Annotated in this window: 18 protein-coding genes and 1 other RNA gene; all 19 read left to right on the plus strand. The window is 41.2% G+C overall.

Annotation, left to right across the window (positions count from 1 at the left end):
* Positions 1-10 precede the first annotated feature (10 nt).
* Positions 11-520 carry a lytic transglycosylase domain-containing protein gene (locus ACFINH_RS05290; RefSeq protein ID WP_375613362.1) on the plus strand — a complete coding sequence of 170 codons (510 nt, stop codon included), beginning with the start codon at positions 11-13 and terminating at the stop codon, positions 518-520.
* Between the two features lie 83 nt (positions 521-603).
* An RNA gene (rnpB, locus tag ACFINH_RS05295) (RNase P RNA component class A) lies at positions 604-994 on the plus strand.
* A 264-nt stretch (positions 995-1,258) separates the two neighbouring features.
* On the plus strand, positions 1,259-2,257 hold the full coding sequence (rsmH, locus tag ACFINH_RS05300) for a 16S rRNA (cytosine(1402)-N(4))-methyltransferase RsmH (RefSeq protein WP_375632326.1): 999 nt from the start codon (positions 1,259-1,261) through the stop codon (positions 2,255-2,257).
* Entirely contained in the window at positions 2,254-2,658 is a 405-nt protein-coding gene (locus ACFINH_RS05305) for a hypothetical protein (protein ID WP_375611988.1), read from the plus strand. The genes rsmH and ACFINH_RS05305 overlap by 4 nt, the downstream gene beginning before the upstream one ends.
* Positions 2,658-4,400: a peptidoglycan D,D-transpeptidase FtsI family protein gene (locus ACFINH_RS05310; RefSeq protein ID WP_375613364.1), complete on the plus strand. Its 1,743-nt coding sequence runs from the start codon at positions 2,658-2,660 to the stop codon at positions 4,398-4,400. Before ACFINH_RS05305 ends, ACFINH_RS05310 begins: the two co-directional genes overlap by 1 nt.
* A gap of 23 nt (positions 4,401-4,423) precedes the next feature.
* Positions 4,424-5,875, plus strand: coding sequence for a UDP-N-acetylmuramoyl-L-alanyl-D-glutamate--2,6-diaminopimelate ligase (locus tag ACFINH_RS05315; protein ID WP_375632327.1), 1,452 nt, complete (start codon positions 4,424-4,426; stop codon positions 5,873-5,875).
* Entirely contained in the window at positions 5,872-7,293 is a 1,422-nt protein-coding gene (gene murF, locus ACFINH_RS05320) for a UDP-N-acetylmuramoyl-tripeptide--D-alanyl-D-alanine ligase (RefSeq protein ID WP_375632328.1), read from the plus strand. Before ACFINH_RS05315 ends, murF begins: the two co-directional genes overlap by 4 nt.
* A gap of 22 nt (positions 7,294-7,315) precedes the next feature.
* A complete protein-coding gene (gene mraY / locus ACFINH_RS05325) occupies positions 7,316-8,386 on the plus strand; it encodes a phospho-N-acetylmuramoyl-pentapeptide-transferase (protein ID WP_375611992.1) in 1,071 nt (356 codons plus the stop codon).
* Positions 8,387-8,390: 4 nt separating this feature from the next.
* Positions 8,391-9,785, plus strand: a complete 1,395-nt coding sequence (gene murD / locus ACFINH_RS05330; protein ID WP_375632329.1) for a UDP-N-acetylmuramoyl-L-alanine--D-glutamate ligase — start codon at positions 8,391-8,393, stop codon at positions 9,783-9,785.
* A gap of 143 nt (positions 9,786-9,928) precedes the next feature.
* On the plus strand, positions 9,929-11,083 hold the full coding sequence (locus ACFINH_RS05335) for an FtsW/RodA/SpoVE family cell cycle protein (RefSeq protein WP_375621370.1): 1,155 nt from the start codon (positions 9,929-9,931) through the stop codon (positions 11,081-11,083).
* On the plus strand, positions 11,076-12,212 hold the full coding sequence (murG, locus tag ACFINH_RS05340) for an undecaprenyldiphospho-muramoylpentapeptide beta-N-acetylglucosaminyltransferase (protein ID WP_375632330.1): 1,137 nt from the start codon (positions 11,076-11,078) through the stop codon (positions 12,210-12,212). The genes ACFINH_RS05335 and murG overlap by 8 nt, the downstream gene beginning before the upstream one ends.
* Entirely contained in the window at positions 12,196-13,623 is a 1,428-nt protein-coding gene (gene murC, locus ACFINH_RS05345) for a UDP-N-acetylmuramate--L-alanine ligase (RefSeq protein WP_375632331.1), read from the plus strand. Before murG ends, murC begins: the two co-directional genes overlap by 17 nt.
* Entirely contained in the window at positions 13,601-14,578 is a 978-nt protein-coding gene (murB, locus tag ACFINH_RS05350) for a UDP-N-acetylmuramate dehydrogenase (protein ID WP_375632332.1), read from the plus strand. The genes murC and murB overlap by 23 nt, the downstream gene beginning before the upstream one ends.
* A 237-nt stretch (positions 14,579-14,815) precedes the next feature.
* Positions 14,816-15,736, plus strand: a complete 921-nt coding sequence (locus ACFINH_RS05355) for a D-alanine--D-alanine ligase (RefSeq protein WP_375611998.1) — start codon at positions 14,816-14,818, stop codon at positions 15,734-15,736.
* Positions 15,724-16,635 carry a cell division protein FtsQ/DivIB gene (locus tag ACFINH_RS05360; RefSeq protein ID WP_375618227.1) on the plus strand — a complete coding sequence of 304 codons (912 nt, stop codon included), beginning with the start codon at positions 15,724-15,726 and terminating at the stop codon, positions 16,633-16,635. The genes ACFINH_RS05355 and ACFINH_RS05360 overlap by 13 nt, the downstream gene beginning before the upstream one ends.
* The gene (gene ftsA / locus ACFINH_RS05365; protein WP_375632333.1) at positions 16,632-17,933 is read left to right on the plus strand and encodes a cell division protein FtsA; all 1,302 of its coding nucleotides are present in this window, start codon (positions 16,632-16,634) and stop codon (positions 17,931-17,933) included. Before ACFINH_RS05360 ends, ftsA begins: the two co-directional genes overlap by 4 nt.
* A gap of 63 nt (positions 17,934-17,996) precedes the next feature.
* Positions 17,997-19,769 (plus strand): cell division protein FtsZ, encoded by a 1,773-nt coding sequence (gene ftsZ, locus ACFINH_RS05370; protein ID WP_375632334.1) that lies wholly within the window; start codon positions 17,997-17,999, stop codon positions 19,767-19,769.
* 214 nt (positions 19,770-19,983) lie between these two features.
* Entirely contained in the window at positions 19,984-20,868 is an 885-nt protein-coding gene (lpxC, locus tag ACFINH_RS05375) for a UDP-3-O-acyl-N-acetylglucosamine deacetylase (RefSeq protein ID WP_375632335.1), read from the plus strand.
* 158 nt (positions 20,869-21,026) lie between these two features.
* Positions 21,027-21,920 (plus strand): outer membrane protein assembly factor BamD, encoded by an 894-nt coding sequence (locus tag ACFINH_RS05380; protein ID WP_375612003.1) that lies wholly within the window; start codon positions 21,027-21,029, stop codon positions 21,918-21,920.
* Positions 21,921-21,924: the final 4 nt, after the last annotated feature.

Consider the following 21,924-nt stretch of genomic DNA (forward strand, 5'->3'; position numbering starts at 1 on the left):
GAGAAAGAAAATGCAATTTTTGAAAATCTTGTTAAATACAGCATGTGCTGTATTTTTTGTATTTGATATAAGTTGGACTCATAGTGTCTTAAATGTTGCGGAATCAGGAGAAACCTCAGTGATTGTTGCTTCTAAGATTTCTGCTCGTCCTTATGAGTTTCTTATTCAGAAACTTGCGAATAAATATAATGTTCCCGTTAATTTAGCACATGCTGTTGTAAAAGTTGAAAGTAATTATAAGGCAGGTATAAAGGGGGCTGCTGGCGAAATAGGTTTGATGCAAATTAAACCCTCTACGGCACGAGGGTTGGGCTTTAGTGGTTCTGTACAGGATTTGTACGATCCTGCGACCAATCTTGAATATGGTATGCGTTATTTGGCAAGGGCCTATAAACTCAGTGGTGGAAGTACGTGTGGTACAATCCTTAAATATAACGCAGGTCATGCTGCAAAAAAAATGAATTCCATTTCAGCGAAATATTGCGCAAAAGTAAAGACTTATCTGGCTTCATTAAAATAAAAACATCTGTTGAGAGAGGTTTGTCATAAAATATTTTAAGATGCTATTTTCACGGAGCAGAAAATGTTTTATAAATCAGTATGTCAGTCGGCTGGGCAGCCGCGCTTGTCTGATACTGAAATACGGCAGGTGAGGAAAGTCCGGGCTCCATGGAAAGACGGTGCCGGGTAACACCCGGCAGGGGTGACCCTAGGGAAAGTGCCACAGAAAGTAAACCGCCTATTTTTATAGGTAAGGGTGAAAGGGTGGAGTAAGAGCCCACCGCGCATTCAGTAATGAATGTGGCAAGGTAAACCCCACCGGGAGCAAGACCAAATAGAAATGACGTGCAAAATTTATTTTGCAGCCGATTTCCGGGCGAGTCATTCGGGTAGGTTGCACGAGGCGGATGGTAACATCCGTCCCAGATGAATGGTTGCCATGTAAAGTGTAAGCTTTACTCTACAGAACCCGGCTTATAGGCCGACTGATATTTCATGATGATACGCGATATTTTATAAGATCGGTTACATATAGGCTTTCATGGAGTCGGTGTGTTTGAAATGGACACTTGAGCAAAGAGTGTTTTAAAAAATTATAACATTTCTTTAAGTATAATGCATTAGGATCTGTTTTGGGATAACTTTAGTTTTTTCGTTCATTGTGATTAATATGAAAGTTGAAGGCTAGGTTATTCTAAGATCAGTTGCTATGAGAGAGCTGTTGATTTAAGACAGCATAACTTCAAGACGGATTATTTTGATAAAGCAGGATCAAAGAGCTGAACGCCATATTCCAGTGTTGTTACAGCCAGTTTTGGCTGGGCTTATGCCATTGGTTGGAGCAAAAGTGATTGATGGCACCTTTGGTGCTGGTGGTTATACGCGCGCTTTGTTAAAGGCAGGGGCACAGGTGATTGCTCTTGATCGTGATCCTCATGCTATCAGTGCAGGACAATCGCTTGTTGAAGAATTTTTTCCACGCCTTCGTTTGGTCCATATGGCGTTTTCACAGCTCGATCGTGTCGTTGAAGAGAAGGTGGATGCAGTTATTTTGGATATTGGTGTTTCTTCAATGCAGCTTGATGAAGCAGAAAGAGGTTTTTCTTTTCAAAAAGATGGTCCATTGGATATGCGAATGGCTCAGACTGGTTTTACAGCCAGCGATGTTGTCAATCATTTAAAAGCAAGGGATTTGGCACGTATTTTTAAGATATTAGGGGAAGAGCGTTATGCGGGGCGAATTGCACGGATGATTGAAAAGCGTCGTGTTGTGCAGCCTTTTTTGCGTACAGGTGATTTGGCGTATGCTATCGAAACGTTGATAGGACGTAAGCCGGGAGATCGTATTCATCCGGCAACACGTGTATTTCAGGCTCTTCGTATCTATGTTAATGATGAAATTGGTGAATTGGCATGTGGTTTATTTGCTGCTGAACGCGTTTTAAAAGCTGGAGGTCGTTTGGGGGTTGTCAGTTTTCATTCTCTTGAAGATCGTATGGTCAAAAGATTTTTTTCGGCTCGTTCTGGAGAGTGTATGAGATCACGCTATCTGCCTGAAATGAAGGCTGCTCCAGCAACATTTTTTCCTTTGTTTCGAGGTGGGATCACGGCAACTAAAGAGGAGTTACAGAAAAATCCTCGTTCACGTTCTGCGAGGTTGCGTATTGGTGTACGGACTGAAGCAGAGGCTCTTGCAGCAGATATGAAATTATTTGGTTTAGCAGAGATTGCCAGTTTTGAAGGCAGCAAAAAATGACAGTTTTTCGTACATTTGATATGATTTTAGTGTTGATTATGATTTGTATGGCAGGACTTACTTATAAGGTAAAATATGATGTTCAAAAGCGAATGAACGAAGTTCTTCATCTTGAGCATGAAATTGCTGCAGCAAAAAATACGGTAAGTTTGCTTCATGCTGAGTGGGCTGTGATGATAAGGCCTTCACGCATGCAAAAACTTGCGAAACGTTATCAGAAAGAACTTGGGTTAGAGGTTATACAGCCGCGTCAAATCGTGGAGTTTAAAGACATTCCGGTACGGGTACATGATCAAATTGAAGAAGTGATTAAACAAAATATCTTGGAAGATAATCAAGATATTTTGACAAATAATCGGGCTTCTCAGATCAATAGTGTTGTCCAAAAAGGCGCGCAGTAATGAAATCGACTTTTTTATTCTCACAGAAGAAAAAGCGCTTAAAGAATTCGTTGAATAATCATAATGTTTCTGTTCGTCGTCCCTATTCTAGTCGTCCACGTTTGCTTTTTTCGTTGTTCTGCTTTTTAATTTTATATGGCATCATGGGGGCTTGCCTTATTTCTTATGGGTTGGAAGGTGGACAGATTGAAGAAGCAAAAGGGCCTGGAGTTCTTCAATTGATGGCACGGCCTGATATCGTTGATCGTAATGGTCGTTTATTGGCAACAGATATTAAAACTTATTCACTTTTTGCTGAGCCACGACGTATTATTGATGTGGATGAAACAATTGAATTGCTCTCAACAGTTTTGCCTGATCTTAATTGGCAGGAAACCTATAAGCGCTTAAAAAGAAAATCTAGTTTTTCTTGGATACAGCGGGGGTTAACACCAATGCAGAAGACGCAAATTATGGCTCTTGGTATACCAGGAATTGGTTTTCGGACTGAAATTCGTCGTTTTTATCCTGATGGACCTGTAACTTCCCATATTCTCGGTATGGTGAATGTTGATAATCAGGGCATTGCAGGTATGGAAAAATATATTGATGATGCGGGGTTGAGTGCTTTGCGTGCCGCTGGTCTTGCCATGGAAGAATCGTTAAAACAAGTTCAGCTTTCGATTGATGTGCGTGTTCAGGCAATTGTTCATGATGAACTTATTCAGGCTATGAAGCGTTATAAGGCAATTGCTGCAGGAGCTGTTATTTTAAATATACATACGGGGGAAGTTTTGGCTTTGGCATCACTACCAGATTTTGATCCTGGAAATCCTATCGAAGCTTTAAAAAGTGATCGTCTCAATCGGATGACGGCAGGAGCTTTTGAAATGGGATCAATTATTAAAAGTTTTACGACCGCCATGGCACTTGATTCCAATATTTTTCATTTAAACAGTATTATTGATGCTTCAAAGCCAATAAAAGCAAGTAGTGGGTATACTATTCATGATTTTCATGGAAAAAATCGACCCTTAACGTTATGGGAGGTTTTTATTTATTCTTCTAATATTGGTTCTGCTAAAGAGGCATTGGCGATAGGGATTGATAAACATCGTGGTTTTTTACAAAAACTTGGATTACTGGATCGTCTCACAACAGAGTTGCCTGAAGTTGCCCACCCTATTGTGCCACATCATTGGAAGGATATACATTCTATGACGATTTCTTTTGGGCATGGTATGGCAACAACACCCTTGCAAACAGCTGTCGGGGCTGCTGCTTTAATGAATGGTGGTTGGTTAATTGCTCCGACATTTTTAAAACGGACAAAAGAACAAACTCTGCACCATGCAAAACGGGTTTTGCAGGCTAAAACAAGTCAAAATATGCGTTACCTTTATCAATTAAATAGTGATATTGGTTCTGGACGTAATGCAAAAGTAGAAGGCTATCGTGTAGGTGGTAAGACAGGAACAGCTGAAAAAGTTGAAAATGGAAAATATTCTAAAACAAAAAATTTCAATAGTTTTCTTGCTGCTTTTCCTATTGAAGATCCTGCTTATGTTGTTTTAACAATTATCGATGAACCAAAGCCAGAGGAGGGACAGCGTTCAGCAACAGCGGGAATGAATGCTGGACCAATGCTTGCTAATATTGTTCGTCGCACAGCTAGTTTTCTTGGTGTAAAACCCGATTTTAAAAAAGAATATGAGCCTCTTTTAAGTAAAAAGAGCAATTCAAGTTTCGTTAAACAACGGTAAAATGAATATAAAGGTGCGTTATCATGTTGTTGGGAACAGTTTTTACAGAATGTGTTGAAGATGAAAGTCTTTCTTCAATAGAAATAACAGGAATCAGTGTGGATTCTCGGCAAGTTTTGCCGGGCTATGTTTTTGTCGCTGTTCAAGGGAAAAAAAGTGATGGAAGACACTATATAGATGATGCGATAAAGCGTGGCGCACGAGCAATCGTTACAGATTATCATGCTGTTCTTGAGGATTTATCTGTTCCCATTTTACGTGTTTCTAATGTTCGTCATAGTTTAGCGTTGGCAGCTGCACGTTTTTACGGTTCTCAGCCTGAAACGGTTGTTGCTGTGACTGGTACAAGTGGTAAAACATCTGTTGTCTCTTTTCTTCGGCAAATTTGGACTTATGCTGGATTTTGTGCTGCGAGTATAGGAACGGTTGGTGTTGTTTCTCCTAAACGGAATGTTTATGGTTCTCTCACAACACCTGATCCGGTCGTCTTGCACCGTCTTCTTTATGAAATTTCTCATGAAGGTGTGACTCATGCAGCTCTTGAAGCTTCTTCGCATGGGCTTGACCAAGGACGACTTGATGGAGTCCGTTTAACGGCTGGTGCCTTTACCAATTTAGGGCGAGATCACATGGATTATCACACGGGGGTAGAGGATTATTTGCGGGCTAAAATGAGGTTGTTTGATACACTTTTGCCTGTATCTGCTCCTGCTTTGATTTTTGCTGATGATGTTTATTCACAAAAGTTTATTGATGTTGTTACACAAGCGCGCCGCCGTGTCTTGACAATTGGTCGTAAGGGGCAATTTATCACGATTAATCGTGTCGAACATCAACGCTCAAAACAGTGTATTGAGTGTCGTGTGGAAAACAATATTTATACATTTGATTTGCCTTTAGCTGGAGATTTTCAGGTCGCCAATGCGCTTATGGCAGCGGGGTTAGCAATTGCAACGGGCGTTTCACCTCGTAAGGTTTTTTCTGCGCTTGAAACTTTGCAGGGGGCACCTGGGCGGTTAGAGTTTGTGGGAAAGACAGAAAATAATGCGCTTGTTTACATTGATTATGCCCATAAACCAGAAGCTTTGGAGCAGGTTTTGCTTTCTGTTCGTCCCTTTACGCAAGGGCGCTTGATCGTTGTTTTTGGTTGTGGAGGAGATCGTGATCAAGGGAAAAGACCTTTGATGGGAAAAATTGCGGCGGATAAAGCGGACATTGTTATTGTAACGGATGATAATCCTCGCACAGAAATGCCAGAAAAAATACGCAAGGATATTTTACAGGCGGTGCCAACAGCAATAGAGATAGCAGATCGTGGAGAGGCTATTTCTTACGCGGTGGAGCTTTTGAAAGTTGGTGATACATTAATCATTGCTGGAAAAGGTCATGAGGATGGCCAAATTATAGGGCAGACAACTTATCCTTTTTCAGATCGTCTGAAAGCGATAGAAGCTTTAGAGGACCGAAAGAAATGACAGCTTTATGGGATAAGCAAGCACTTGTTGCTGCAGTTAATGGTGTTGTAATGGGAAGCCTGCCAGAAACTTTTTCTGGGGTTTCCATTGATAGCCGTACTCTTGCGGAAGGGGATGTTTTTTTCTGCATTAAAGGGCATTATCTTGATGGTCATGATTTTGCTGCGCAAGCTTATGAACGAGGTGCAGGCGTTCTTATCGTTGCGGAACACCGTTTGAGGGATATGAAAAAGATATCGGCTCCACTCATTGTCGTTCCTGATGTTTTGAAAGCCTTAGAACAACTTGCACAAGCTGCACGCAAACGTTCAAGAGCTAAGATTATCGCGATAACAGGATCGGTGGGAAAAACAACGACAAAAGAAGCTTTGAAACAAGCACTTGCAACGGCTGGGAATGTTCATGCGAATCTCGCTTCTTTAAACAATTGCTGGGGGGTTCCACTCACTTTAGCGCGGATGCCTGTGGAGAGTGATTATGGTATCTTTGAAATTGGCATGAATCACAGAGATGAAATTCGCCCTCTGGTCAAACTGGTTTGTCCGCATGTTGCTCTCATTACGCATATTTGTGCAGGACATATGGGTTTTTTCAAGGATCTTGAAGAAATAGCAAAGGCAAAAGCTGAAATTTTTGAAGGATTGGATGAGGAAGGCATTGCCATTTTAAATGCGGATAGTGATTTTTTTTCTTATCTCGTTCAAAAAGCAAAGAAATGCGGTGTAAAAAAGATCTTAAGCTTTGGTGAGACTAAAGATGCTGATTATCAAGCGCATGATATACGTCTTCTAACCGATAGTTCTTCTATGATTGTGCGTATGGGGGGGCGGGATAGGGAGGTCCAAATTGATGCTCCTGGGCGCCATATTGTGCAAAATAGTTTAGGGGTTATTGCTGCTTGTGATGCTATGGGGGTTGAGCTAGAGCCTGTTTTTCTTTCTTTTCGCCATTTTTCTTCTCAAAAGGGGCGAGGTGTTCGTTATCGACTGTCTTTATCAAATGGGGGTGAATTTTATCTCATTGATGAAAGCTATAATGCAAATCCTGCTTCTATGCGTGCTGCACTTGAGCTTCTTGCTACAGGGCCTGTAGGGAAAGGGGGGCGGCGAATTGCTATTTTAGGAGATATGCTAGAGTTAGGGGAGTATAGTGAAAAGCTTCATCGTGATTTAATAAAACCAATACGTCTTTCTGGTGCTAATCCGGTTTTTCTATTTGGTGAGGCGATGAAATCTTTAGTCAGTGATTTGTCTGCTGGTGTTAAGGTTCATTATGCTGAAAATATTGAGAAAATTTTATCGCTTCTTTTAGCAGAAATTTCTTCTGGGGATCTGCTTATGGTTAAATCATCCAATAGCCTTTGTTCATCAAATATTGTGACTGCATTGCTTGATCGCTATAAAGCGGTTTCTTCATAGTTTTAAGAGGTTTTTTTATTCCATGATGCTATTTTTTTCTTCGTTTAGTGATTGGCTTCCAGGTGTGAATGTATTTCGTTATATTACTTTTCGCACGATAGCGGCTATGCTTACTTCGGGGCTTATCGTCTTTTTGTTTGGACCTAGCATCATTGCTTCTCTTAAATTGCGGCAGGGTAAGGGGCAACCGATTCGTGCTGATGGTCCTCAAACACATTTTAAAAAGGCTGGAACACCTACAATGGGTGGATTGATGATTTTAATCGGCATTGTGGTATCGGCATTTTTATGGGGTAATTTATCGAATATTTACTTTTGGGTATCGCTATTGGTTATGCTTTCTTTTGGGGGAATTGGATTTTATGACGATTATCTTAAGGTCACAAAACAAACAGACAAAGGATTTTCTGGGAAAGCACGATTAAGCTTGGAGTTTTTTGTTGCGGCAATTGCGGCTTTTGCCATCTTGAAAATTGGCTCATCTGGATTAGCTTTGCCTTTTTTAAAAGATTATCTTATCAATTTGGGCTGGTTTTTTATTCCTTTTTCTGCTTTCGTCATTGTTGCGACGGGTAATGCGGTTAATTTAACGGATGGACTCGATGGGCTTGCTATTGTTCCTGTGATGGTTGCAGCTTTATCTTTTGCTCTGATTGCTTATCTTTCTGGTAATATGAATTTTGCTGATTATCTCCAAATCCATTATGTATCGGGAACAGGTGAATTGGCTGTTTTATTGGGAGCTGTTGTTGGGGCAGGGCTTGGTTTTTTATGGTTTAATGCACCACCTGCAGCTATTTTTATGGGAGATACTGGTTCATTGGCTCTTGGAGGACTCTTAGGGACTGTTGCGGTTGCTACGAAACACGAAATTGTTTTGGTTCTTATTGGTGGGCTTTTTGTTGTGGAAGCTTTTTCGGTCGTTATTCAGGTTGGTTATTTCAAATTAACAAGAAAACGCGTGTTTCTTATGGCACCGATACATCATCATTTTGAGAAAAAAGGCTGGACTGAAAGCCAAGTCGTGATACGCTTTTGGATTATTTCGATTGTTCTCGCTCTCATAGGTCTTTCAACACTTAAATTGCGGTGAGAATGTGATTTCTGTTACGTGTTATAAAGGTCAAAAAGTTGCTCTGTTTGGATTGGGACAGTCTGGACTAGCAACGGCACAAGCATTGATGTGCGGTGGCGCAGAAGTGGTGGCGTGGGATGATAGTTCTTCAAGCGTGCAAATGGCTTTTCGGCACAATATTCCAACACGAGATCTCCGTTATGAAGATTGGTCAGAATTTGTTGCATTGATTGTAGCTCCTGGAGTTCCTTTAAGTTATCCTCAGCCCCATTGGATTGTTGAAAAAGCACGAAAAAAAAATATAGAAATTATCGGTGATATTGAATTATTTGTTCGTGCGCGCCAGCATTTTTTACAACATTATGGTTTGTGTGACCAAGATGTTCCTTTCATTGCGATTACGGGGACGAATGGCAAGTCAACCACAACGGCTTTACTTGCGCATTTGTTGGAAAAAATGGGCTATGATGTGCAGATGGGGGGAAATATCGGAAAAGCAATATTGACGCTTAAGCCATTTGTTAAAAAACGTATCTATGTGATTGAATGTTCATCATTTCAAATTGATCTTACTCCCTCTCTTCAGCCGACCATTGGACTTTTATTGAATTTAACACCTGATCATATTGATCGACATGGGAGTTTTGCCTGTTATGTGCAAACCAAAAGGCATCTGATTGCTCAGGCTTCTCAGGCTTTCATTTCAGTTGATGATGCAGCTTGTCGGGTTTTATATCAACAGTTACTTCATGAGGGGAAGCAAATTGAGGCAGTTTCCAAGGATCATTTTGTTGAAAATGGTTTTTATGCAGATGGGACCAAGCTCTTTTCTGTTCGTCAAGGACAGCGCCATATGCTTGCAGATCTTGCTCCTATGGCGGTGTTACGTGGGAGTCATAATGCGCAAAATGCCCTTATGGCATTAGCAACATTGCAGGCTTTAAAAATAACTGATCTTTCTGTGAACAAGCATTTGGCAAGTTATAAAGGGTTGGATCATCGTATGCAGCAGGTGCGTAAAATGGGGGCGGTTTTGTTTATCAATGACAGCAAGGCTACTAATGCAGATGCAACAGCTCCTGCGCTTTCCACCTTTAATGATATTTTTTGGATTGTTGGGGGACAGGCAAAAAAGGGAGGAATAGAGTCTCTTAGAGAATTTTTTCCTAAAATTCGTAAAGCCTATTTGATTGGGAGCGCGGCGGAAGAATTTGCTCGCACTATTGGATCTGCTTTTCCCTTTTCTATGAGCTTAACTTTGAAAAATGCGGTGTGTGAAGCAGCTGTTGACGCAATGGGTTTTCAGGCAAAAGAGGTGACGGTTCTTTTGTCACCTGCTTGTGCAAGTTATGACCAATTTAAAAATTATGAAATGCGAGGCGAAGCATTTGTCTCTTTTGTGATGCAGTTACAATAAAAAAGCATCAGTTATAAAAAAATATTTTTGCGTTAAGACTCCAGAATCTTTTTTTGTGTAATTTAGTTTTTAAAGTGTTTGTTAAACAGGTTGGGGAACCATCTCACTTTGAGATAATTTATAAAATGGATAAGGTGGATATCATGGTGACGCGTGCAGATAGAGATCCAATTGCTAATTGGTGGTGGACGATTGATCGCTCTATCTTTGCAGCTTGTTTAATTTTAATGGGAATTGGCATTATGCTGTCTTTTGCTGCCAGCCCTATTATTGCAAAAAAAATCGGAATTGCTGATAGTTTTTATTTTGTTCGGTGGCATATCATTTTTAGCATTTCAGCATTTTTTACGATGGTTACCATTTCCTTTTTTTCGCTTTCTAATATTCGTCGTTTATGTGCTCTTTTGCTCATTGTAACGCTTGCTCTTATGGTTGCAACCTTATTTTGGGGTCCAGAATTAAAGGGAGCAAGGAGGTGGATTCTACTATTTGGTTTTTCTGTACAGGCTTCAGAGTTTATGAAGCCAGCTTTTGTGGTTATGTCCGCTTGGCTTTTTTCGGAACAGATACGCAAGAGGGGCATTCTGGGTTATACGTTAGCGATTCTACTTTATGCCATTTGTTGTGTGCTTCTGGTTTTGCAGCCTGATATTGGACAAACAGTTTTAATAAGTGCAACATGGGGGGGGCTGTTTTTTATTGCTGGTGTCCCTCTTACTATTATTTTTCTCTTTCTCATTTTAGGCGTTGTAGGAATTATTTTAGCTTATTTTTTTCTGCATCATGTGCGCGAGCGGATCAATGGTTTTTTGACAGGTGAAGGAGATACTTTTCAAGTGGATGTGGGACGTGAGGCTATTTTGAATGGTGGTTGGTTTGGGCAAGGTCCTGGGGAGGGCACAGTAAAACGTATCATTCCTGATAGCCATACAGATTTTGTATTTTCCGTTGCTGCTGAAGAATATGGTATTATTCTTTGTTTATTAATTATGATGCTGTTTGGCTTTATCGTTATGCGTTCATTGTATATAGCCATGAATACACGTGATTCCTTTATACGTCTTGGTATTACTGGCATAGCAATGATGATTGGCTTTCAATCAGCTATTAATATGGCCGTTAATCTTCACTTAATTCCTCCAAAAGGTATGACATTGCCTTTTATTTCTTATGGTGGTTCTTCGATGGTGGCGATTGCGTTTTCAATGGGCATTTTGCTTAGTTTAACACGTCGTTGGCCAGAAGCGCGCCTTTCAGCTTTTTCTTCCTCTTCTGTCTTGGATACCCCTTATGAATGATAAAAAAGTTATTATTTTGGTGGCTGGTGGTACAGGTGGACATCTTTTTCCTGCTGAAGCCCTTTCTGTTGAATTAAGGCAGCGTGGATATGATGTTCATTTAATAACAGATGAAAGAGCACGCCCTTTTGTTCGGTGTTTTGATGAAGAGCATATTCATATCGTTTCATCGGCAACATTTACACGACGCCATCCTTTTGCTCTGATAAAGACGTTTTGGTCTTTGCTAAGGGGTATGGGGCAATCGTTGGCGTTGTTTTATAAATTACGTCCTGTTCTTGTTGGAGGATTTGGGGGGTATCCGAGCTTTCCTCCTCTTTTTATTGCGGCTTTAACGAGGCGTGTGACATTTATTCATGAACAAAATGCTGTTATGGGGCGTGCCAATCGGATGTTGGCAATTTTTGTGCGTGCAATCGCTGGTGGTTTGTTGTCACCAAATGGCGCTTATGCTCATAAAATACTTTTGACGGGGAATCCTGTCCGTGAGGCTGTGTTGAAGGCGGCCAAAATTCCTTATCATTCTTCAGAGGGAGAAAAGCCATTTAATTTTTTGATTTTTGGAGGTAGCCAAGGGGCTTCTGCTTTTTCACATATTGTTCCAGAAGCTATTGCTTTATTTGATGATAAGAACCGTAAACGTTTACGAATTGTACAGCAAGTCCGCGGTGAAGCAGGAAGGTTGATCAAAATCTATCGTGATATGGGGGTACAAGCAGAAGTTGCTCCTTTCTTTGATGATATGGCTGAACGTATGGCACATGCTCATTTTATTTTGTCGCGTGCTGGGGCTTCGTCCGTTTGTGAGATAGCGGTGATTGGTAGACCTGCTCTGCTTGTTCCCTATCCCCATGCTTTAGATCATGATCAGGCTGCCAATGCAGCTTTGCTTGCTCGTGTGGGGGGAGCGCAAATTATATCAGAAAAAGATTTAAATGCACAAAAGCTTTCTTCTCTTTTAATGCACGCTTGTTGTGCGCCCCATTTATTGGAAAAACAAGCGCTTGCTGCAAAAAAAGTTGGACAACCTCATGCAACCCGTCGCCTTGCTGATATGGCTGATTCCTTAATTGCAGGGCGATTGTTGTCAGATATAAAAGAGGAGCTTTTTAATGAAAATGCCACTTGATATAGGCGTTATCCATTTTATCGGAATCGGGGGGATCGGTATGAGTGGAATTGCGGAGGTTTTTTATAATCTTGGCTATAAAGTTCAAGGGTCAGATCAAGTTGAAAGTGCAAATGTTGAACGTTTGCGGAAAAAAGGAATTAACGTTCATATAGGTCATTGTGCTGAAAACTTAGGGAATGCAGAGGTTGTTGTTTTTTCTACTGCCGTTAAAAAAACAAATCCTGAGTATATTGCTGCAAAGGAAAGACATTTGCCGCTTGTCAGACGTGCAGAAATGCTGGCGGAGCTGATGCGATTTCGGCGTGCAATTGCAGTGGGTGGTACACATGGTAAAACAACAACCACATCAATGGTCGCAGCCCTTCTTGATGCTGGTCATTTTGATCCAGTGGTGATTAATGGCGGTATTATTAATGCTTATGGTACGAATTCTCGTACAGGAGATGGCGATTGGATGATTGTTGAAGCTGATGAAAGTGATGGTACATTTTTAAAGCTGCCTGCTGATATTGCTGTTATTACTAATATTGACGCTGAGCATTTGGATCATTATGGAAGTTTTGATGCTGTGCGTGAGGCTTTTCGGCAATTCGTAGAAAATGTTCCTTTTTATGGTTTTGCTGTTTTGTGCCTTGATCATCCAGAGGTTCAGTCATTGGCGGGCCGTATTGATGATCGTTGGGTGATCACTTATGGTGCAAATCCACAAGCGGATGTTCGTTTTCTTAATCTTTCGATGGATGGTCAAAAAACGCATTTTGATGTTCTTGTTCGCTCACGCAAAACAGGAAGAAAGATTGAGTTGAAAAATTTGCTTTTGCCCATGGCAGGGCAGCATAATGTTGCCAATGCAACGGCGGCGATTGCTATTGCGCATGAACTTGGCATTTCAAATGAAGCTATAAAAAGGGGCTTAGCAGAATTTGGCGGAGTAAAACGGCGTTTTACGCGAACAGGAAGTTGGCGTGGCATTGAAATATTTGATGATTATGGACATCATCCTGTTGAAATAAAGGCTGTTTTGCGTGCTGCACGTGAGAGTGCAAAAGGGCGTGTTATTGCGATTGCACAACCCCATCGGTATTCGCGTTTGTATCATTTATTTGATGATTTTGCTGCTTGTTTTAATGATGCAGATACAGTGTTGATTACGCCCGTTTATGCGGCTGGTGAAGAGCCTATTGTAGGATTTGGTTCTCAAGAATTGGTAGAGCATATTAAAATGGCGGGTCATCGTGATGTGCGCTTGATACATGGTTTGGAAGATGTTGTGTCTCTTGTCTCAAAATTTGCTCAGGCAGAGGATTATGTTGTTTTTCTTGGTGCTGGCAATATCACACAATGGGCTTGTGCTTTGCCTCATCAGTTAGCGGTATTGGATGGTCATGATAAATTTTCAGCACATTGATGGTGAGGCGCTATTGGCGCAATTGCAACCACTGTTGGGTGGCGTGAGAGGAAAGCTTACACCTAATGTTGAGATGCGTAAGGTAACGTGGTTTCGCACGGGCGGGTTGGCAGAGCTTTTTTATCAGCCTGTCGATGAAGAAGATTTGGCTCTCTTTCTTCAAAATTTGCCTGAATTTGTTCCTGTAACAATTGTCGGTATTGGTTCTAATCTTCTGGTGCGTGATGGGGGGGTTCCTGGTGTTGTGATTCGTCTTTCGCCAAAAAAATTTGGGCAAGTGAAGCAAGTTTCTCCAAAAGGCTTTTTAGTTGGTGCTGGTACGGCGGATAAACATTTAGCTGCTGCCGCTTTAGAAGCTGAGATTGCAGGTTTTCATTTTTATCATGGTATTCCTGGAGGTCTTGGAGGAGCTCTCAAAATGAACGCGGGTGCGAATGGTGTTGAAACCGCAGCGCGTGTTGTCGAGGTCTATGCGCTGGATCGTAAAGGGCAACGTCATATCTTGAGTGTGAAAGATATGCATTATTCCTATCGCCATTGTGATATTCCTAAAGATTTTATTTTTACGGCTGCTTTATTAGAAGGAAAAATCGGCAATAAAGATGATATTCGTGCTGCTATGGATGAAGTTGCCCTCCACAGAGAAACTGTGCAACCTATTCGTGAAAAGACAGGGGGATCAACTTTCAAAAATCCTGAGAATGGATCTGCGTGGCGCGTGATTGATGAAGCAGGGTGTCGTGGTTTACGGATTGGTGGCGCTCAAATGAGTGAAATGCACTGTAATTTTATGATTAATACAGGGCAAGCAACAGGATATGATCTTGAAGCATTGGGAGAAACAGTGCGTGCGCGTGTTTTTGCAAATTCAGCCCACCTTTTACAATGGGAAATAGAGCGTATTGGTCAATTTGAGCGTGGTCGAAGTGTTTCTCCTTTTGATCCATTTCATTGATTTATTGTTCACTAAAAAGTGAAAATAAAAAATTGAGTCATTTCAAAGAGATAATAAAAAATTTCTATTAAGAATCAATAAATTAACAAAGAATCTCTTGCATCAGGCTTTTGAGTCTGATTCATTATGCAAAATGCTAGGTTATTGATTCGCAAGGATAAACTTTGTTTTTCCTGTATGTAGTGCTGATGTATTCTATATAGACTACATATAGTATGCGAAAGAGGGTGATTTATTATGAAAGATAAACATATAGCTGTGTTAATGGGAGGTTTTTCTTCTGAACGGTCTATAAGTTTATCTTCAGGGGCGGCGTGTGCTGATGTTTTAGAGGTGCAGGGGTATCGCGTGAGCCGCGTGGATGTTGATGCTCATATTGCTTCTGTTCTTGAACAGTTGCAGCCCGATATTGCCTTCAATGCATTGCATGGTCCATTTGGTGAAGATGGCCGGATTCAGGGGATTCTTGAATATTTAAAAATTCCTTATACTCATTCTGGCGTGATGGCATCTGCTTTGGCAATGGATAAGGGACGTGCAAAAATTATCGTTGCAAATGTTGGGGTTTGTGTTGCTCCTTCTCGTATCATGAGCCGCTTTGCTTTGGGCCGAACGCATCCCATGGAGCCTCCTTATGTAATTAAACCTGTGTGTGAAGGATCAAGTTTTGGTGTTGTCATTGTTCAAGGAAATGAAGCTGCACCGCCACATAATATTGGGGGAGCTGAGTGGGGGTATGCCGATGAGGTGATGATTGAAAAATATATTCCTGGTCGTGAATTGACTTGTGCTGTTTTGGGGAATGAAGTGCTGGATGTGTGTGAAATTCTTCCCGATAAACACTTTCCATTCTACGATTATGACTCAAAATATAAAACGGGTGGTTCTCTTCACATTTGTCCTGCACAACTTTCACTAAATATTTACCAAAGTGTGCAAAGAATGTCTTTAGCAGCCCATCAGGCGATAGGGTGTCGAGGTGTTAGCCGTTCTGATTTTCGTTTTGATGAAAAAACGGGAGAATTGGTTTGGCTTGAAATTAATACGCAACCAGGTATGACCTCGACGTCTCTTCTTCCTGATATTGCAAAAGCGAGCGGCCGTACTTACGGCGATATTGTTCAATGGATGGTGGAGGACGCATCATGTATGCGTTGAATGTTAATAAAACAAATGTTCCGATGGAGGTGCTTTCAGTGCCGGCTTTGCCACGTCTTTATCGTCGTTTTCTTCGGTTTATGTTTGAGTTTGTTTTTGTCAATATTCATATTCCACGCCATTTTGGCTCTTTTGCTGTTGTGTGGTTTTTCTTTGTTACGGCTTTTTATGGACTTTCATCAAGTGGTCAGATGGCTGTGATCGTAAATACGATCATATTGGATAGTAGTTTTGTGGTCACTCATGTCGATATAAGCGGTAATAAGCGCTTGGCAAAGCAGGATATTTTTAAAATTTTAAAACTTGATGTTGCGCCTTCTATATTCACTTTTGATGTTGAAAGAGCGCGTTCTCTGTTGGAAAAACAGGCTTGGGTGCAATCGGCTAATGTTCAGAAAATTTATCCCAATAGAATGCGCATTTCCATCGTGGAGCGTGAACCCTATGCCATTTGGCAACATGATGGCATAATGGATATTGTTGATAATACAGGTCGTGTCATTGTGCCTTTTAAAGGAGAAATTGTTCGGGATTTACCTCTTGTGGTTGGGCAGGGTGCACAAAATGCTGCTAAAGTGTTTATTCAAGCGCTGTCAGTCTATCCGGAAGTATATGATCGTATTCGTGCTTTTGTGCGGGTAGGTGATCGACGTTGGGATCTTGTTTTGAATAATGGAATGCGCGTTATGTTGCCTGAAAATGGTGCTCTTGAAAGGCTTTCTTCTCTTTTTTCGTCCGGTACAATGCAAGATCTTTTATCTCGCGATATTCTCAGTGTTGATTTACGTCTTGCTGATCGAATTACTGTTTCTTTATCAGATGAAACGTTGGAGCGTTATCATACTACTGTAGCAGAAGAAGAACGTATTTTAAAAGCGCGAAAGGCAGGAAGCCTATGATGCTACTCAGATCACATCATTTGAAGGGGCGTAAAACACGTTTTTTAACGGTACTTGATGTCGGTTCAAGTAAGATTGTTTGTCTTATTGCTTGTTTGCGTCCTTTGAAGCATGCACACTATTTACATGGTCGTACACATTCTACGGAAATTCTAGGCTTTGGAGTGCAGCGTTCACGTGGTATTAAATCCGGTGTTGTCATGGATATGTTTGCAGCAGAACAATCAATAAGATTGGCTGTTGATGCGGCAGAAAAAATGGCGGGTTTGGTGGTGGATTCAGTGATTGTGAATTTTTCCTCAAGTCGATTACAAAGTGCTTTGATTAATGGAAAGGTTCATTTGAATGGTCGTGAAGTCACCAAGCGTGATATGCGTATGGCCTTTTCAGATGTTTCGCGTAAAGCCTTTGATGCTGAACGTCATGTTATGCACTCAGTTCCAGTTTCTTATGTATTGGATGGAGATAAAGGAATTTTTGATCCTATTGGCATGGCAGGGGAAACATTTGGTGTCGACGTGCATGTGGTAACAGCAGAAACAGCCTCTTTGCGTAATTTGGAAACTTGTATTAATCGTGCACATTTGAGTGTTGAAGCAATGGTTGCTACTCCCTTTGCAAGTGGTCTTGCTGTCTTGATGAATGATGAGGCGCGTTTAGGGGCTGCATGTATTGATTTTGGTGGTGGAACAACAACATTTTCAGTGTTTTTTGAGGGGAAATTTATTCATGCAGATGCTCTTGCTGTTGGGGGGCATCATGTCACTCTTGATGTTGCGCGCGGATTTTCTATGTCTTTAACAGAGGCGGAACGTTTAAAAGTTGTTTATGGTTCAGCACTTTTAACAAGTGCTGATGAGCGGCAAATGATTAATGTAGCAGAAATTGGGAGTGAACAGCGTGAAACTCAATATCCTCGCGCGGTTCTTGGGCGTATCATTCGTGCGCGTGTTGAAGAAATTTTAGAAATGGTCCGTGATTGTTTAAATCGTTCTGGTTTTGGTCACATCATTGGTAAACGTGTTATTTTGACTGGGGGAGCAAGCCAGTTAACAGGATTGCCAGAAATGGCACGTACTATATTAGGAAGAAATGTTCGTATCGGGCGGCCTTTAGGTATTTCGAGGCTTCCTTCTCTTGCAAAAGGGGCGGCGTTTACATCTGCTGTTGGGTTGTTAATTTATCCGCAATTGGTGGGTTTTGAAGAAAAAACAATGCAGGCGGCAGGAGATCATTTATCGATGGGCACGCGTGGATATTTTCAGCGTGTTGGTCAGTGGTTGCGTGAGAGTTTTTAGTTAAGTCTAGTTGGATAAATTTCATCGCTTTGGCTTGCGGTGTCTTATGAGAAGGAAAAGAAAATGACGATTAATCTGCATCGGCCAGATATCGCGGAATTGAAGCCACGCATTACCGTTTTTGGTGTTGGAGGTGGTGGCGGGAATGCCGTGAATAATATGATAAATGCTGGTCTTCAGGGAGTTGACTTTGTTGTTGCAAATACGGATGCACAGGCTTTGGCTATGTCAAAGGCTGAACGTGTTATCCAACTTGGGGCAGCTGTGACAGAAGGTTTGGGTGCTGGGGCTTTGCCTGAAGTTGGACAAGCGGCGGCGGAGGAATGTATTGATGAAATTATTGATCATCTTGCAGACTCTCATATGGTTTTCATTACTGCTGGTATGGGGGGAGGAACTGGAACAGGGGCTGCTCCCGTTGTTGCTCGCGCAGCGCGTGAAAAAGGTATTTTGACTGTTGGTGTTGTGACAAAGCCGTTTCAGTTTGAAGGCGCACGTCGTATGAAAACGGCAGAGGCTGGTATTGAAGAATTACAAAAGTCTGTCGATACATTGATTGTTATTCCCAATCAAAATCTTTTCCGTATTGCAAATGATAAGACAACGTTTGCTGATGCTTTTGCTATGGCTGACCAAGTGCTTTATTCTGGTGTTGCTTCCATTACGGATTTGATGATTAAAGAGGGTTTGATTAACCTTGATTTTGCTGATGTTCGTTCTGTTATGCACGAAATGGGTCGAGCTATGATGGGAACGGGTGAGGCATCTGGTGATGGGCGTGCTTTGGCTGCGGCTGAAGCTGCTATTGCAAATCCATTGTTGGATGATACCTCTATGCGTGGGGCGCGTGGTTTATTGATTTCTATTACGGGTGGTCGTGATATGACTCTCTTTGAGGTTGATGAAGCTGCTAATCGTATTCGTGAAGAAGTAGATGCTGATGCGAATGTGATCTTTGGCGCTATTGATGATGAGTCATTGGAAGGTGTTATTCGTGTTTCTGTGGTTGCCACCGGTATTGATCGTGAAGTTAGTGATGTGGTTCAGTCCTCTCATCCTCAGATTCAAAGGCCTGCTTCTTCAATACGCAAGAGCGATCCTGGAACGTCACACAGTTCTTTTCATGTTCAATCATCGCCTCTGCGTTCTGAGTCAATGGTAGAAGTGATAGAATCACTTGAAATAGAGAAGGGTAAATCAACCGGAGAACAGTTCCGTCCCAAAAGTCAAATTTTTGCACATCCTGCAGAAGCAATGACAACACGAAGTGCAACGAATGCTGTTGCGTATGGTTCAAATGCTGTTCAGGAACAGAGATCAAATGTGCCTCGTATGCAAGTAAGCCGTGGTTCTCAGCAGGCGATGACGGCTCCTGTGAGTATGGAGGCAACAGCGCATGTTCTTGATGAGATGACAGGGCTTGTGAAGCAAAAAGAAAAGCCAGTGCAACCAAAACAAATGCAACAAATGCAAGCGCGCGCTCCAATGCGTATGCCTGAGTTAAAGGATTTTCCTCCTGTTGCGCATGGACAAAGCCAAAGAACATTTGTGACGGATCAGGGTCCTCGTAATCTTTGGCAGCGTTTGAAACAGAGCTTGACACATCGTGAAGAAGCTGAGCCAGAAGCGAGGCTGGAGCCTGCTGTTAGATCGTCTCAGCAGAAAGAGTCTCATGTTTACAATAAAAACTCTCAGGCGCTTTCTCAAGATGCTTCTGTTTATGTTCCACGTCGTTCTGGTGAGCTGCATCCTCAGGTACCACAAGATCAGTGTACTTTTATAAGTGAAGAAGATCAGTTGGAAATACCAGCATTTTTACGTCGTCAGGCAAATTAATTGATGAAAAATGAGGTAAAGTAAGAAATTTTATTATTTCTTTAATGATCAGACAAAAATTATACAGTAAAATATATTACTGTTTTTTGGATAAAATACTTTGTTTTAAAAAAACCGCTTACAATAAGCGGTTTTTTTGTATTATTTACTATGAATATTTTTTATAGTTTTATAAATTTTGTTAAAAGATGTACAAGCAATTTAATAAAATGATATGATGAATTTAGTACCAAAATATCAGTCTACTCTTAAAAAAGCAGTAACATTTAAGGGGATTGGCGTTCATAGTGGCTGTTTGTCAGTGGTAAAGGTTTGTCCAGCGGATGTTGGGTGTGGTATTGTTTTTAAGCGTTGTGGATTAGACGGAACAGAGAAAATATTTCAAGCCCATGCATCGCAAACAGGAGAAACTGAATTATCAACAGTACTTGGAGATGGAGATGTAAGGGTTGAAACAATTGAACATTTGATGGCGGCAATTGCTGCTTATAATTTGGATAATCTTGTTATTGAAGTGTCACATAATGAGATTCCTATTTTGGATGGTTCAGCGTGGCTATATTGCCAAGCTTTTGAAGATGTTGGTATTGTACAGCAAAATGCGTTGCGTTCTTATTTCATTATAAAAAAGCCGGTGCGGGTTGAAGGAGCTCATGGTGTTGCAGAGCTTTTGCCATTTGATGGACGTCGTTTTGATATAACGATCTCTTTTCCTTCTTCTGTTATTGGTAAGCAACATTTCAGTTTTGATCTTACCACACGAGGGTTTAGGGATAATTTGTCACGTGCGCGCACTTTTGGTTTTATCAAAGACGTGGAAGAATTAAGGCTTTCTGGAAAGGCGAGAGGCGCTTCTTTGGAAAATTCTCTTGTTATCGACCTTAATGATAAAATTTTAAATCCCGATGGTCCTTATTGGGAGAATGAATGTGTTCGGCACAAGATGCTTGATGCGATTGGTGATACTGCTTTGCTTGGGGCACCTTTTATTGGATTATTTCGTTCTTATTGTAGTGGGCATAGAATTAATGCGCAATTGGTGAAGGCTGTTTTGGCAGACGAATCATATTACGAAAAAAGCTTTTTAGAGAAAAAGTAAGAAAATTGACAAGATTTTTTTATCGTTTATTTGATTTTTAAGGGGATGATTGACCTAAACTGCTAAATTGGTTATGTGGATTTTAAAGTGATATGGTATAAAAACTTTAATAAATTGTTTTTGCTACAAGGTGATATTCTGTGGAGGCCGGAAAAACTATGAAAAAATCTCATGTGTGCATTGGAAATATGACATATAGAAAATCTAACATTGTACGCAAGATATTGGGGGTGGTGCTTTTGGGAAGCACCTGTATGTTAGCGGGATGCCTCTTTAAAGAGAAAAATACCCTTGATCCATCTGCTTATGTTTTGAAAATAGAGCCACCAGATGTTTTATATAATCAGGCGCTTGCTAGCCTTGAAAGTGGGCGGCTTGGGGATGCATCGAAGAAGTTTTTGAAGATTGAAAAACAGTACGCTTATACAGACTGGGGACGTAAATCTTTGGTCATGGGTGCTTTTACTAATTATCGACTCGGAAAGTATGATGATTCAATTAGTATGGCTCAACGCTATATTACTCTTTATCCAGGGTCGACTGACTCGGCTTATGCATACTATATTATTGGTCTTTCTTCTTTCCGTCGGATTCCTGATGTTACGCGTGATCAACGTGACACGAAACGTGCTATTGCTGCTATGCAGCTTCTTATAGAGCGTTATCCTAATTCTGAGTATGTCAAGGATGCTAAGGATAAAATCCGTTTTGGTCGCGAACAACTGGCTGGTAAAGAAATGCAGATTGGCCGTTATTATGAAGAGGGGCGGCGCTATCTTGCGGCAAGTAGACGGTTTCGTACCGTGGTTGAAGAGTATTCTGATACAAATCAAATTGAAGAAGCGCTTTTCCGCTTGACTGAGGTTAATCTTGCTCTCGGCTTAACGGCGGAAGCACAGACGGCAGCAGCTATTTTAGGACGTAATTATCCCAAAAGTGAGTGGTATAAATTTTCTTATAATCTCTTGCAGAAGAATAAAATATCACCACGTGAGCATAAATCTTCTTGGATCTCAAATGCTTTAGGTGGTGACAAGAAGAGGGTACGTTGATTCT

It is taken from the genome of Bartonella sp. AA74HLJMH, assembly GCF_042197045.1.
Classification (GTDB): domain Bacteria; phylum Pseudomonadota; class Alphaproteobacteria; order Rhizobiales; family Rhizobiaceae; genus Bartonella.

What these genes read in the sequence shown, in the direction of transcription:
- ACFINH_RS05290 (WP_375613362.1), top strand. Translation starts at nt 11, where the DNA reads ATGCAATTTTTGAAAATCTTGTTAAATACAGCATGTGCTGTATTTTTT.
- ACFINH_RS05305 (WP_375611988.1), top strand. Translation starts at nt 2,254, where the DNA reads ATGACAGTTTTTCGTACATTTGATATGATTTTAGTGTTGATTATGATT.
- ACFINH_RS05310 (WP_375613364.1), top strand. Translation starts at nt 2,658, where the DNA reads ATGAAATCGACTTTTTTATTCTCACAGAAGAAAAAGCGCTTAAAGAAT.
- ACFINH_RS05315 (WP_375632327.1), top strand. Translation starts at nt 4,424, where the DNA reads ATGTTGTTGGGAACAGTTTTTACAGAATGTGTTGAAGATGAAAGTCTT.
- murF (WP_375632328.1), top strand. Translation starts at nt 5,872, where the DNA reads ATGACAGCTTTATGGGATAAGCAAGCACTTGTTGCTGCAGTTAATGGT.
- mraY (WP_375611992.1), top strand. Translation starts at nt 7,316, where the DNA reads ATGATGCTATTTTTTTCTTCGTTTAGTGATTGGCTTCCAGGTGTGAAT.
- ACFINH_RS05335 (WP_375621370.1), top strand. Translation starts at nt 9,929, where the DNA reads ATGGTGACGCGTGCAGATAGAGATCCAATTGCTAATTGGTGGTGGACG.
- murG (WP_375632330.1), top strand. Translation starts at nt 11,076, where the DNA reads ATGAATGATAAAAAAGTTATTATTTTGGTGGCTGGTGGTACAGGTGGA.
- murC (WP_375632331.1), top strand. Translation starts at nt 12,196, where the DNA reads ATGAAAATGCCACTTGATATAGGCGTTATCCATTTTATCGGAATCGGG.
- murB (WP_375632332.1), top strand. Translation starts at nt 13,601, where the DNA reads ATGATAAATTTTCAGCACATTGATGGTGAGGCGCTATTGGCGCAATTG.
- ACFINH_RS05355 (WP_375611998.1), top strand. Translation starts at nt 14,816, where the DNA reads ATGAAAGATAAACATATAGCTGTGTTAATGGGAGGTTTTTCTTCTGAA.
- ACFINH_RS05360 (WP_375618227.1), top strand. Translation starts at nt 15,724, where the DNA reads ATGTATGCGTTGAATGTTAATAAAACAAATGTTCCGATGGAGGTGCTT.
- ftsA (WP_375632333.1), top strand. Translation starts at nt 16,632, where the DNA reads ATGATGCTACTCAGATCACATCATTTGAAGGGGCGTAAAACACGTTTT.
- ftsZ (WP_375632334.1), top strand. Translation starts at nt 17,997, where the DNA reads ATGACGATTAATCTGCATCGGCCAGATATCGCGGAATTGAAGCCACGC.
- lpxC (WP_375632335.1), top strand. Translation starts at nt 19,984, where the DNA reads ATGATGAATTTAGTACCAAAATATCAGTCTACTCTTAAAAAAGCAGTA.
- ACFINH_RS05380 (WP_375612003.1), top strand. Translation starts at nt 21,027, where the DNA reads ATGAAAAAATCTCATGTGTGCATTGGAAATATGACATATAGAAAATCT.